At 67.2% G+C, this 12,847-nt stretch carries 13 protein-coding genes; 5 read left to right on the top strand and 8 right to left on the bottom strand.

Annotated features, from left to right (window positions below):
- The first annotated feature begins 259 nt into the window (after positions 1 to 259).
- A complete protein-coding gene (locus ABGB01_RS41880; protein ID WP_347779539.1) occupies positions 260 to 505 on the top strand; it encodes a hypothetical protein in 246 nt (81 codons plus the stop codon).
- Positions 506 to 666: 161 nt separating this feature from the next.
- A complete protein-coding gene (locus tag ABGB01_RS41875; protein ID WP_347779538.1) occupies positions 667 to 801 on the top strand; it encodes a hypothetical protein in 135 nt (44 codons plus the stop codon).
- 139 nt (positions 802 to 940) lie between these two features.
- On the opposite strand, the gene ABGB01_RS41870 is transcribed toward ABGB01_RS41875, so the two are convergent.
- The 7 genes from ABGB01_RS41870 to ABGB01_RS41840 form a co-directional block, all read right to left on the bottom strand.
- Positions 941 to 2,179: an iron-containing alcohol dehydrogenase gene (locus ABGB01_RS41870; protein WP_347619561.1), complete on the bottom strand. Its 1,239-nt coding sequence runs from the start codon at positions 2,177 to 2,179 to the stop codon at positions 941 to 943.
- Between the two features lie 257 nt (positions 2,180 to 2,436).
- Positions 2,437 to 3,897, bottom strand: a complete 1,461-nt coding sequence (locus tag ABGB01_RS41865) for an NAD-dependent succinate-semialdehyde dehydrogenase (protein ID WP_347779536.1) — start codon at positions 3,895 to 3,897, stop codon at positions 2,437 to 2,439.
- A gap of 271 nt (positions 3,898 to 4,168) precedes the next feature.
- Positions 4,169 to 5,245, bottom strand: a complete 1,077-nt coding sequence (locus tag ABGB01_RS41860) for an ABC transporter ATP-binding protein (protein ID WP_347779535.1) — start codon at positions 5,243 to 5,245, stop codon at positions 4,169 to 4,171.
- On the bottom strand, positions 5,245 to 6,312 hold the full coding sequence (locus tag ABGB01_RS41855) for an ATP-binding cassette domain-containing protein (protein ID WP_347779534.1): 1,068 nt from the start codon (positions 6,310 to 6,312) through the stop codon (positions 5,245 to 5,247). Before ABGB01_RS41855 ends, ABGB01_RS41860 begins: the two co-directional genes overlap by 1 nt.
- On the bottom strand, positions 6,312 to 7,223 hold the full coding sequence (locus ABGB01_RS41850; protein WP_347779533.1) for a carbohydrate ABC transporter permease: 912 nt from the start codon (positions 7,221 to 7,223) through the stop codon (positions 6,312 to 6,314). Before ABGB01_RS41850 ends, ABGB01_RS41855 begins: the two co-directional genes overlap by 1 nt.
- Positions 7,223 to 8,068, bottom strand: coding sequence for a sugar ABC transporter permease (locus tag ABGB01_RS41845; RefSeq protein ID WP_347779532.1), 846 nt, complete (start codon positions 8,066 to 8,068; stop codon positions 7,223 to 7,225). Before ABGB01_RS41845 ends, ABGB01_RS41850 begins: the two co-directional genes overlap by 1 nt.
- A gap of 101 nt (positions 8,069 to 8,169) precedes the next feature.
- Positions 8,170 to 9,540 carry an extracellular solute-binding protein gene (locus ABGB01_RS41840; RefSeq protein WP_347779530.1) on the bottom strand — a complete coding sequence of 457 codons (1,371 nt, stop codon included), beginning with the start codon at positions 9,538 to 9,540 and terminating at the stop codon, positions 8,170 to 8,172.
- Between the two features lie 436 nt (positions 9,541 to 9,976).
- Here ABGB01_RS41840 and ABGB01_RS41835 point away from each other — a divergent pair, with 436 nt between their 5' ends.
- From ABGB01_RS41835 to ABGB01_RS41825, 3 genes are all read left to right on the top strand, one after another.
- A complete protein-coding gene (locus ABGB01_RS41835; RefSeq protein ID WP_347779528.1) occupies positions 9,977 to 10,720 on the top strand; it encodes a GntR family transcriptional regulator in 744 nt (247 codons plus the stop codon).
- A gap of 87 nt (positions 10,721 to 10,807) precedes the next feature.
- Positions 10,808 to 11,377, top strand: a complete 570-nt coding sequence (locus ABGB01_RS41830) for a DJ-1/PfpI family protein (protein WP_138666282.1) — start codon at positions 10,808 to 10,810, stop codon at positions 11,375 to 11,377.
- 19 nt (positions 11,378 to 11,396) lie between these two features.
- The gene (locus tag ABGB01_RS41825) at positions 11,397 to 12,218 is read left to right on the top strand and encodes an alpha/beta hydrolase (RefSeq protein ID WP_347779527.1); all 822 of its coding nucleotides are present in this window, start codon (positions 11,397 to 11,399) and stop codon (positions 12,216 to 12,218) included.
- Positions 12,219 to 12,464: 246 nt separating this feature from the next.
- Here ABGB01_RS41825 and ABGB01_RS41820 read toward each other — a convergent pair whose 3' ends face one another.
- Positions 12,465 to 12,722: a response regulator transcription factor gene (locus ABGB01_RS41820; protein ID WP_347779526.1), complete on the bottom strand. Its 258-nt coding sequence runs from the start codon at positions 12,720 to 12,722 to the stop codon at positions 12,465 to 12,467.
- Positions 12,723 to 12,847: the final 125 nt, after the last annotated feature.

The raw sequence follows: 12,847 nt of genomic DNA, 5'->3' as shown, positions 1-12,847 counted from the left end.
TCGCACTTACGAGGTGCCTTCCTGGGCTGGCTGATTGAAGCGTAGAGAACTCCAATCTTCCCAGTTCAGAGGGCACCTCGCCGCATTTCACAACACCAGCATCAGATTTCAAACCGTGGATCCAGGCCTGAGAGAACCTCTGACTCGACGAGAGCCTTGTGACGCGGACGGATGCTGCCCATCGGCGCGAGTAAGGCTCGGCTACCAGTTACGCTGAAGGTGCAACACAGGCGCCTGCGACGGAGGGAGTTGAGCGACGGTGAGCGTGGACCTCGAACACGAGCCCATTCATGACCTCGCCCGCCGGGTCATCCGGTTGGCCGAGGAAACCCAGCACGCCGCTCAAGTGCTCGAACGCCGTCTGGAAGCGCTGGAACGCCGCTCCGAAGCCGCTGGCAGAGCCGAACGCATCCTGAGCATCGCCGCCGGCATGCGAACTCACCTCGGTCGAGACCGACTGTCCGTTGAGGATCTGTACGACCCGGACACCGGCCTTCCCGTATGATCATCGATTCCAGCGCAAGCCCCTGCTCTTCAAAGGTGAGGACTTCCCTCACACCGACATCACCCCCGCACAGCCCTGACAGCCAGCAATCCCCTTGCCCCGAGTGTGATCACTGGAATTCTCTCCGGGAGTATCGTGTCCTGCTGTGACTCGCCGCCCCCATGACGATCATCTGGATGAGCTGGCGCTGCCCGACCCACCACCCGCCGGAGCCGAATGGATCCACGCGTTCCGCCGCTGGGCCGGATGAGAGCACGAGCGAATACCAGTACTACGAGTTCCTGGCCATCGACTGAACCGGTGGGGTTGTGGCTGTTGTGGCCGCAGCCGGCCTGGTGGGCGCGCAGCCGTGCGCCAGGCCTGGGAATGGGCGGCTCCCATTAAGGCGTAGCCGACAATTCCGATACCCGAACTCGTCGTCATGTGAAAGGTCCCTCACTGTCTCTGCTCCGGAGTCAGGACGTGTCGGGTCCGGTCCCCGAGCCAGGCCGCTTCGAGGATCGCGGTCAGGCTGGCGGTGTCGGTCGGGCCTGGATGGTTCTGGATCAAGCGGGTGACACCACTGGCCATCTCCGCGAAGCGTGGGAGGTCGGCGCGTGCCACGCCAATGTCCGCCAAGGTAGTAGGGATGCCGATGTCGGCAAGGAGCCCGTCGAGCCAGGTGAGGAACGTATCCGCGGCCTCGGCATCCGAGGCGTCGGTCACGTCGAGCCCGCACACCCCGGCGAGGATGGCCAACCGGTCACCGATGGCATCCCTGGCCGCGTCCAGCGCGTAGGGCAGCAGCAGCCCGACGCCCAGGCCGTGCGGTGTGTGGGTGGCTGCGCCGATGGGGTACTGGAGGGCGTGCGGAGCCGCGTTTCCTGCGTGGGAAAATGCGAGCCCGGCCAGCATGGACCCATAGGACATGTCCGCGCGCGCGTCCTTGTCGCCTCCGTCCCTGACGACATGGGGCAAGCTGCGGGCGATCCGCTCCGCGGCCAGGAGCGCGTAGTGATCGGTGATCGGGTTGCGGCCGAGGAAGACCTGCTCCACCGGATCGCGTGGTCCGTGGGCCCGGGGTCGCGCGGTGTAGCTCTCCACCGCGTGACAGAACGCGTCGATGCCTGAGTGGGCAGTGACGGTCGCAGGGCAGGTGTAGGTGAGCTCGGGGTCGACGATGGCGAAGTCGGGCACGATGTGGACGCTGGAGACCCCCACCTTCAGCTCGCGGTCCGGGTCGGTCAGCACCGAGACGGGCGTGAGCTCGGAGCCGGTGCCTGACGTCGTCGGGACCGCGACGAGAGGAATCGTCGGCCCCGGCACCTTCGACTCGCCGTAGAAGTCGCGCGGCGTCCCACCGTGGCACCGGATGACGCCGACGATTTTGGCGAGGTCGATCACCGTGCCACCCCCGATGGCGAGGATTACGTCGGCGTCCACCTCTGCGGCGGCCGAGACGGCCAGGGCGACATCGGCGAGTGGCACGTCCGGAGTCGCGTCGGCGAACACCCCGACGACTTCGACCTTCTCCCGCACGGCGGCCACGATCTCGGCCACGCCCGGCTGCCCCAGAATAACCCGGTCGGTCACGATGAGGACTCGCGAGCCACACTCGGCCACCACTCGTGGGATGTTCTGCGCGACCCCTTCGCCCACTATCAGCTGGCGTGGTCCGCGGACGGTCTCAAGCATGTCAGTGCCTCTCTGGAACGTCGGCGGTGATTTGCTGGGCGGACGTCCAGGTCACCTGCGAGACCGGGACGGCGTCGGCAAGGTTGGCTGCCGGGTGGCGCAGGCGCGCGCGCCGGGCTCCCAGACTCGGTCGTGCCCGGGTGCCGGCGGATCCGTACCGGCCATGGCCCGGGTCCCGCCCCACGGGTGGAGGCCGGTCAGGTCATGTGTGCACAGGGCGCGGTGATCCTCGGCGGGCACCAGGAGCAGCAGGCCGGTCACGGTAGGTCGATCGCCGCGTAGGTGACGTCGAGGTACTCAAGGATGCCCTCGTGCGATCCCTCCTTGCCGATCCCGGACTGCTTCACGCCTCCGAACGGAGCTGACGGGTCCGAGATCAGACCACGGTTGATGCCGACCATCCCCGTCTCCAGCCCTTCGGTGAACCGGAGCGCCCGCTGGAGGTCACGGGTGAAGACGTATCCGACCAGACCGTGCTCGGTGTCGTTGGCCTTCGCCATTACCTCGTCGTCGGACGTGAACGAGATGATCGGCGCCACCGGGCCGAAGATTTCCGCCTCCAGCATCCGCGCGTCTTCGGGCACGTCGACGAGGACCGTGGGCGGGTAGAAGTAGCCTGGCCCATCTGGACGCTCGCCGCCCACCAAGACACGGGCGCCGCGATTGACCGCGTCGGCGACGAGCTCGTCGATCTTCGTGACCGAGGCCTCGTCGATCAACGCCCCGACGTCCACGCCGTCGTCGAGACCATGACCCACCGAGAGCGCGCCCATCCGCTTGGCGAAGCGCGCCGTGAACTCCTCGCGCACCGGCTCCTCGACGTAGATTCGGTTGGCCGCGATGCAGGATTCCCCGATGTTGCGCATCTTGGCCACCATGGCACCGTCGAGCGCGACGTCCAGGTCCGCGTCGGCACACACGATCAAGGCCGCGTTGCCGCCCAGTTCCATGGAGGTGCGCAGCACGTTGTCCGCCGCCTGTCGTAGCAGCACGCGCCCGACTTCGGTCGACCCGGTGAACGAAAGCTTGCGGGTCCGACGGTCGGCCAGCAGTGCTGAGACCACCTCGCCGGCACGCTTGGTTGTCACGACGTTGACGGCGCCCGGGGGAACGCCGACCTCCTCCATGATGCGGGCCAGGAACAGCATGGTGAGTGGCGTCTGGGCGGCCGGCTTGGTGATGGTCGTGCAGCCCGCCGCCAGCGCAGGAGCGATCTTGCGGGCACCCATGGCCAACGGGAAGTTCCAGGGCGTCACGAAGACGCACGGTCCGACCGGCTTCGGCACGGTGAGGATGCGATATCCACCAGCGGGAGCGGTGTTGTAGCGCCCCTCGACGCGCACCGCCTCCTCGGCGAACCAACGGAAGAACTCGGCGCCGTAGGCCACCTCTCCCCGAGCCTCGGCGAGCGGCTTGCCCATCTCGAGCGTTATCAGCCGGGCGACCTCCTCGGAACGCTCGGTCAGTGCCCGGTATGTCGCGGTCAACAACTCTGACCGTTTTCGCGGCGGGGTCGCCGCCCACTCCGCCATTGCCTTGCTCGCCACGTCCAGAGCGGCAAGCCCGTCAACGACGTCGGCGTCCGCCACCTCGGCGATGGTCTTGCCGGTGGCCGGGTCCTCGACGACAAAGGTGGCTGCGCCGGCGGCCTCGCGCCAGGCGTCGCCAATCCGGAGCCGCCGGTGCTCGGGGGCCAGGACGTTCATCGGGTCACTCATTGCGTCGCCTCCTGTGATGTTCTTGGTGATGTCCGGCGTGACCTCAGCGATCGCGCCTCGCGCGTTGACGAACGGGTCACTCGACCTCGTCGGGCTCGAGGTTGCCGAGCGGGTCGAACGTGGCCTTGGCTGCAGGGCGACGCCCCGCGCCACCGATCGCCTTCTCGCGGCCATGGCTGCTTCAGCGTCGTCAGGCCGTGCTCACCGGTGACGGTCCGCCGAGGCTCGCTTGCCACGTGCCGGCGCATGTTGACGTAGCCGCCCTGCGCGGTTACCTCCCGGCCTCGGACAGTGCCAGCCCGGTGCCCGCATCGAACAGGTGCGCACGGTCCAGGTCGACCGTGACAAGCAGCCGCTCGCCCGGCGTACCGGTAACGGTGGTTCGTGCCTTGACCTTGAGGATCTCCGTCCCCACTCGGACGTCGACCACCGTTCGGTCACCGAGCGGCTCAAGGCCGTAGAGCTCACCCGACAACGACGCGTCCCCACGCTGCTCGACGGACAGGTCCTCCGCGCGCAGGCCCAGCAGCAGCGGACGACCGTCCTCAGCCGTGGTCCAGCGGGGCCGCGGCAGGGTCCAGCCTTCCGCCCCGACCAGACGATCTCCCTCGGCGTGGCAGGCGAGCAGGCTGATCGGCGGGCTCCCGACGAATCCCGCGACCCACTGGTTGGCTGGACGCTCGTACACCTCGGTCGGCGTTCCGACCTGTTGCACCTTCCCCTCCTTGAGGACCGCGACCTGGTCGGCCATGGACAGGGCCTCGACCTGGTCGTTGGTCACGTAGACGAAGGTTGCTCCGAGGCTGCGATGGATGCGGGTGAGCTCGGTGCGCATCTCGACGCGGAGCTTGAGGTCGAGGTTCGTCAGCGGCTCGTCCATGAGAAACGCGCGTGGGCGACGGACCAGCGCCCGGGCCAGGGCGACACGCTGCATCTCACCGCCCGACAACTGCGCCGGACGACGCTGCAGCAGACGTTCGATGTGCAGCAGGCTCGACATCTGCTCGACGGCAGCGGCGATCTCGCTCGAAGAACAGCGGCGTGCCCGCAGCGGCGAAGCGATGTTCTCGTACGCCGTGTGTCGCGGGTAGAGGGCGTAGTTCTGGAAGACCATGGCCAGGTCGCGGGCGGCCGGGGCGTCACCGGTCGCGTCCCTCCCGTCCAGATGCACCGACCCGGCGTCAAGCTTCTCAAGGCCGGCGATCGCTCGCAGGGTCGTCGTCTTGCCTGCCCCGGAGGGTCCGAGCACGACGAAAAACGATCCGTCCGGCACGTCCAGCGTCACCCCGTCCAGGGCCTGGACATTACCGAAGGACTTGCACAGCCCATGCACTGCCACGGTTCCCATCAGGCCACCAGCTCTTCCGTGCTCACGTCGTAGACCGCCGGGGTCCCGCCGGTGTGCCGCAGCCCGACCGGTGCGTCAGCGGCGAAACGGACAGTCGGCGGCATCCGAACCCGTACGTCGCGCCGGCCTCCGTGGTCGACCACGTAGATGATTTCGTCGCCCAGCCACTCCGCCGAGACCACGCGGGCCGGGACCGAACGTTCCGCCCCTGGTTCTGTGACTTCCAGCGCCTCCGGCCGGACGCCTGCGACCATGCGACGGTCGCGCGGCAGGCCTGGCGGTGGCGTGAGGACCAGTCCGCCCTGACTGCGCAGCTTCCCGTCGGCCACCTCCACCTCGATCAGGTTCATCGGCGGGGAGCCGATGAATGCGGCGCAGAAGAGACTCGCCGGGCGGTCGTAGACTTCCAGCGGCGTGCCGATCTGCTCGACGCGGCCCTTGTTGAGGATGGCGATTCTGTGACCGAGCGACATGGCCTCGACTTGGTCGTGGGTGACGTAGACCATCGTCGTCCCCAGCTCCCCCTGCAGGTGCTTGATCTCCGTGCGCATGTCCGCCCTCAGCTCCGCGTCCAGATTGGTGAGAGGTTCGTCCATGAGGAATGCGCGCGGTCGTCGTACCAGGGCGCGAGCAAGCGCGACGCGCTGCTGCTCCCCGCCGGACAGCCGGCGCGGCCGCCGGTCCAGGAGCGGACCGAGCCGCATCAGCCGGGCGGCCTCGTCGACCCGCTCGCGCACCTCCGCCTTGGGCAGTCCCTCGGCCCGCAGTGGGAACGCCAGGTTGTCGCGGGTTCTCAGATGCGGGTAGAGAGCGTAGAACTGGAACACCATGGCGATGTCGCGCTCGGCGGGCGGCAGGTCGTTGACCAGCGTGTCGCCGATGCGGATGTCGCCCGTCGTCTGCCTCTCCAGGCCGGCTATGGCCCGCAGCGTGGTCGTCTTGCCGCAACCCGAAGGGCCGAGCATCACGAACAGCTCGCCGTCGTTGATGGACAGGTCCACGTGGTCAACTGCGACCGTCCCGTCCGGGTAGCGCTTGTGCAGGGCGGTCACCTCGATCCCCGCCATCAGCGTCGCACCGCCCCGAGTGTCACACCGGCGACGAGGTGCTTGCGCACCAGGTAGGCGAAGACGAGCACCGGTAGGGCGAACACCACGGAGGCGGCGGCCACGAGACCCCAGTCCACGGTGGTTCCACCGATGAGGCCGGCGATGGCGGGTGGGGCCGTCCGCACGTTGTCGCTGGAGGTCAGGAAGATGGCGAACACGAACTCGTTCCACGAGAAGATGAGTGCGAAGACCGCCGTCGCGGCGATGCCGGGCAGGAGGAGGGGAAGGGTGAATCGCCAGAACGCCTGCAAGCGGGTGTAGCCGTCGAGCATGGCGGCATCCTCGTACTCCGCGGGCACCTCGTCGACGAACCCCTTCATCATCCAGATCGTGAACGGGACGTTGAACGCGGCGTAGATGAGGATCAGGCCGAGCTTGGTGTCGATGAGTCCGACTTGGCGATACATGAGGAAGATCGGGATCACGACCACCACGGGCGGCATGAAGCGCGTGGACAGGATGAAGAACAGTTGGTCCTTCTTGGCCTTCATGGCGAAGCGTGAGTAGGCCCAGGCCGCCGGGACTCCCAGCACGGTGGCCAGCGCCGTGGAGGCCCCGGCGACCATGACGGAGTTGAGAAACGAGACGGACAAGGTCGAACGGCCGCCGCCGGAGGCGACGAACACGTCCTTGAAATGGTCCATGGTGACCTTGAAGTCGAAGAACTTGGCCGGGATGGCGTAGACGTCCCGGTTCTCCTTGATGGACGTCTCGATCATCCACAGCACCGGGAAGAGCATCACGACGGCCAGCACGGTCAGCAGCGCGACCTCCAGCGCGGAGCGGCCCCGGCCGCTGTAGCGGCGCGCGGGGGACGTGCGATCCCGGGCAGGACGTGCGGACACGGCCTCGTCGACGGAGACTGCCATCAGTCCTCCTTGAGCTTGTTCAAGTAGCGCAGGTAGAGCTGCGTAAGGACGATGACGACGAGGATCATCAGGATCCCGTACGCCGAGGCGGTTCCGGTGTTGAAGCCCAGGAACGCGACCTTGTAGACGTGGAACGACAACGTCTCGGTGGAGACCCCCGGACCTCCGCTGGTGAGGATGTAGACGAGGTCGAACAGCCGGAAGGCCTCGATGGCTCTGAACAACACGGCGATGAGGAGCAGCGGCCACACCAGCGGAAGAGTGATGGTGCGGAACCGGAACCACTCGGACGCCCGATCGATCGAGGCGGCCTCGTACAAGTACTTGGGAACCGCGGTCAGGCCCGCAAGTGCGATGAGCATGATGAACGGTGTCCACTGCCAGGTGTCGACCAGGATCAGGGAGATCAGTGCCGTTCGCTGCCCGGTGAGCCACTCCACCTGCCCCAGGCCGAGCGAGCCGAGCATGCTGTTGATCACGCCGAATTGCGCGTCGAGCATGAATCGCCAGAACAACCCGACCACGACCGGCGACAACATCATCGGAACCAGGAACAGAGTGGTCAGCAGTCCCCGCCCGTGCGTGCGCCGTGAGATCAGGTAGGCGATGGCGAAACCGAGCACGGTCTGCAGGGCGACCGCGCCGACCACGTAGATCAACGTCGTCAAGGCCCTCTGGTGGACCTGCTCCGAAGCCAGGATGGCGGTGTAGTTCCCGAACCAGACGAAATGGGCGGGCCCTCCGCGAGTGGCCGAGTAGTCGGTGAAGGACAGGTACAACGCCCACAGCAACGGGAACACCGACATCGCGAGCAACAGCAGCAGCGCGGGCGAGGTGAAGGCCACGGCGAGCCCGCGATCGCTCAGGCGGCGGGACCGACCCCGTGCAGGCGGTGTCGCGGACGCCGCCTGCCCGGGGTGGTCGGTCGTCAAGGGGGCGGAGTCACTCACAGTCCGCCGCCGCCCTTGCCGCCGCTGGAGTCAAGCACGCTCTGCTGCTCCTTGGCGATGTCGTCGAGCGCCTCCTTGGGCGTCTTCGCGCCGTTGAGAGCCGCGTTCACGTTGGTGTTCTCGATGTCGACGAGGCGCGCGTACTCGGGCATGTTCCACATGTCCCGCATCCGCGGAACCGAGTCGGTGTACACCTGGTTGAACGGCGCGGCATCGAGGAACTCGGGCGACTCCAGGGCGTCCGTACGCGATGGCACGCCACCGGCCGCGGCCCACTGCTTCTGGATGTCAGCCTGCTCGAACCACTTCATGAAGTTCAGGGCCTCCGCCTGGTTCGCCTCGGGAGAGTAGGCCGACACGTGCATCCCCATGCCGCCGAGAGGCACCAGGTTCGTCTTCTGACTCGGCAGGGTGGCGAAACCCAGCTTGTCGAGGATCTGCTCCCGCGTGGTGCCGAGGGTCGACTGCTTCGGGTCGAGCAGGCCGCCGCTCGCGGCGATCCAGTTGAACGCGATGCATGCCTTGCCCTGGGCGACCGCCGCGTTCACCTCGTCGATGAACCAGTTGCCTGAGCCCTTGGCGGTCAGCGGCTTCATCTTGTTGACCAGGACGTCCATCGCCTCCTGGCCCGCAGCGTCGTTGAGGACGCCGTCGATCTTGCGCGTCTTGGGGTCCCAGAGGTTGCCGCCGTAGACGCCGTTGACCGTGTTGTAGGTTACGGCCGCGGCGTCGGAGCCGTTGGCCTGGTGGAAAGCCAGCCCGCTGACGCCGGGGTTGTCCGCCTGGCACTTCTCGGCGACTGAGATCATCTCGTCCCAGCTCTGCGGTGGCTTGTCACCGATCAGGTCCTTACGGTAGATCATCGTCCAGGTGTCGCCGAGCAGCGGCAGTCCGTACAGGCTGGCGTTCTCGTCGCGTTTCCCGGTCTCCGCCTGGGGGAACTGGCCGTAGGCCGCCAGGAGATACGGGTCGTAGGCATTGACGTCGATGTTCTTCTTGACGAAGTCGGTGATGTCCAGGATGTTGCCGTTCGTCACGGCCTCGCCGATGTGTTGCGAGTCCAGGATCGGGATGTCGAAGTCGGTCTTGTGCGCGGCGAACTGGGTGAACATCGCGTCGTGCCAGTTCGCGTTCGGCACGGTCTTGACCTTGACGGTCACGTTCGGCCGCTCCTTGGTGTACTCCGCGTTCGCGAAGGCTTCCAGCGCGTGGGCGGGGGGCCAGTCAAACCAGATGAAGCTGAGGGTCAGCGGATCCTTGGTGAGCTCCGGGATGGTCGCCGGTGCCTTGGGGGCGCTGTCGTCCTGGCCGCCGCCGCAAGCCGCCACGGCCGTGGCCACCAACATGGCCGCCGTCGCCAGCCGCACCTTTCGCCCGGGAACGGACAGTCGTCCTCTTCGCTTGGGATACCGCATCTTCTTGCCTGCTTTCTGGGCGGGGACTTCTGGAGCCTTGCTGCGTGCTTCGCCGAGCGGTTGCCGGCTTGTTCAGGCGGATCGCCGGCTGTCGCAGGGGCTGACCCGCAGACCGGAGTCACGAGTACGCCGCGACGTGATGGGGCTTCAAGCAGTCGAAAATTCGGTCCTTGTGCGGCCCGGTGGCGAACCGAGCAGGACGTCGAGCATGCTCATGGAAGCTCCAACTGATCGAAGCGGAGCGATGGCGGACGGTTCCCCGATGGATGAGGGATGGCTGGCATCCGCCACCTTTCCTATACGATCCGATGGGGAGCGTCAACATCCCGCAGTATGGCGACCGATGACAACAGGTTCCCGAAGACGCAAGAAAGGACCTCACGTCACGATGGACGACGAAGCCGTGATCGCGCGGCGCCGTGAGGCCATGACGGACGGAACGCCGCCGCGAAGATCTCGCGGCCGGCTTGCCGACGAGGTGTACGACACGCTGCTCGGACAGATGATGTCGCTACGGATAGAGCCTGGCTCCCGCGTCACGATCGATGTCCTGGCGCGAGAGCTGGGGGTCTCACAGACGCCGATCCGAGACGCTCTGAACCGCATGGAGGCCGAGGGCCTGGTCGTGCGTGTGCCCCATGCCGGCTATCGCATTCCCTCCCAGATCACCCGTCACCGATTCGAGGACATGCTTGAGGTCCGCCTGCTCCTCGAGCCGGCAGCGGCGCGCAGATCCGCTGAACGCGCATCCTCGGAGCAGGTGGCCGGCATGCGACGAATGCTGGAGGACATGGCGGAGCTGGAGGGGGGCAAGGGGCCCATGGCCTATGGCGCCTTCGGGCTGCGCGACGCCGCTTTTCACGATCTCGTCGCCCTGAGCGCGGAGAACCAGGTCATCCGCGAAGCACTCGCTCGCCTGCACACGCACGTGCACCTTTTCCGGCTTCACCGCGACGCCCAGGTCACTCACCTGGCCATGGCCGAGCACGAAGAAGTTCTGGCCGCGATCGCCGCGCGTGACCCCGACGCCGCCGCCTACGCCATGCGTCGGCACATCCTGCTGTCCGGCGAGCGGTTCCGGCGGTTGTTCGACGAGGCCGAGGGCGCGGACGGAATGGCGGCAGAGGCTTGACGGGCGGGCCGGGTCGAGGAATGCTAACTCAATCCGATCGGATCGGATTGGATCCACCTCATCCGTCCCAGATGCGAGGAGAAGTAGGTGCCCAGAGCGCTGCTCCTGACCGGCGACGCCGCCGAGGAGCTCGACACCATGTATCCCTACTATCGCGTGCAGGAGGGCGGCTGGGACGTTGACGTCTCGTCACGGACGATGCGTGACGTTCAGCTGGTCATCCACGAGTTCGACCCCAACTCCGACGCCTACGTGGAGAAGAACGGCCGAAAGCTGCCGGTGGACGTGCCCTGGGCCGAGGTCGACGTCGAGCGCTATGACGCCCTCATCATCCCTGGGGGACGTGCTCCCGAGTGGATCCGGGTCGACGCCGACGTCAGGCGCATCACCGAGCACTTCTTCGCGCGCAATCTCCCGATCGCACTGGTGTGCCACGGCGCGCAGGTGCCGGCCGTGTACGGGCTGCTGAAAGGGCGGAAGACGGCGTGCTTCCCCCCCATCACCGGTGACATGGAGAACGCGGGCGCGACGGTCATCGACGCTCCCGACGTCGTGGACGGCAACCTCGTCTCCTGCCGGGGGTGGCCCGACATGCCGCAATTCGGCAGGGCGATGATGGAGGTCTTCTCGAAGTCCATCAACTCCGCATCGGCATGAGCACGCCTGGCCTGTCCCGGTGACGGCACTTCGGACCGTCACAGTCGACGGCTCCCCCGTCCACGTCCTGGAGAGCGGCACCGGGCCCGCGGTGCTGATGCTGCACGGCTCCGGACCTGGTACGACCGGATCCGGCGCCTGGGCGACGACGGCACAGGCGCTGGGCACGTCCTGGCACCTGGTGGCTCCTGATCAGGCGGGGTTCGGCCGTACACCAATCCCGACGGGCTCCAGGGGTGGGCTCCGGCTGTGGACGGAGCAGGCCGCGGGCCTGATGGATGCTCTCGGTGTCGAGCACTACGCCGTGGTGGGCCACTCCATGGGCGGTGCCGTGGCGCTGGCGTTGGCGGCCGCGCGTCCCCAGCAGGTCACCCGTGTCGTGGCGGTCTCGACGATGGGCGCCCCCGGGGCGCCGCTGTCCGCCGAACTCGACGCGGTCTGGGCCGCCCCCGCCGACCCGATCGGGGCACGAGACATGTTGAGTCGTCTCGTCCTCGACCAAGCGCTCGTGACCGAGTCGGCCGTCGCCGCCCGTGCAGCTGCGATGCGAGCGGGAGCGGCCGCATTCGCGTCGTTGTTCCCTCCGCCTAGGGCACGTTGGGCCGACGACCTCACCCTCTCGGCGCAAACGCTGGCAGGGGTCCGCGCGCCCGTGCTGCTCGTCCACGGCGCCGAGGACCGAGTCACCCCGCTCGGGACGGCAGCCCTGCCCCTGCTCGAACACCTGGCCGATGTCCGTCTGTACGTGCTCGGCCGATGCGGGCACGTGCCGGCGCTCGAACACCCGCACGACTTCAGGCAACTCCTGTCGTGCTTCCTCGGCCGGGAACGAGGTCCCTAATTGCTGCGACAGGTCCGCAGCCCGTGCTCAAGCTACGGACTCATAAATTGGGGAGCAGTCGGTCTGTCAATCCCCTCAAGGCGTAGAGACGGTCCTATGCCACAGCAGCCCTCAGCGGGGCCGTTGACGCTTGCCTCTCAGGGGCATTCACAACTTTCAGAACAGACCGCGCATGGGCATCGCGCCTTGCTGGGCGACCGGTGCCGATATCGCCCTGCAGTGTCTCCGCCACGGCGGCGGGAACCGTTACCGGACGGACGGTTTCACCAGGCCGGCGTTGTAGGACAGGACCACCACCTGGGCGCGGCTCCTCAGCCCCAGCTTGCCCATGATCCTGTTGAGGTGTGTCTTGACGGTACCCTCGCTGACCGACAGCCGTTCGGCGATCTCTCTGTTGGACAGGGCGTGGCCGACCAGGCGTAGCACCTCGGTCTCGCGGGTGGTCAGGCGGTCGAGTTCCGGAAGGAACGCGGTCGTCGGCGGGTCGGTGAACGCCTCGATCAACCGTTTGGTGGCCGTGGGTGAGAGCAGGACGTCGCCGGAGGCGACGGTGTGGATGGCGGCGATGAGCCGCTGGGGCGGTGTGTCCTTGGGCGGTCACCCAGCCGGCGACGGTGAAGCCGTCGTGC

The sequence above is a fragment of the Nonomuraea sp. B5E05 genome (assembly GCF_039880665.1).
Taxonomy (GTDB): Bacteria; Actinomycetota; Actinomycetes; order Streptosporangiales; family Streptosporangiaceae; genus Nonomuraea.
The sequence above is the reverse complement of the archived record's forward strand: the minus strand, read 5'-3'. Positions and strand labels throughout refer to the sequence as shown.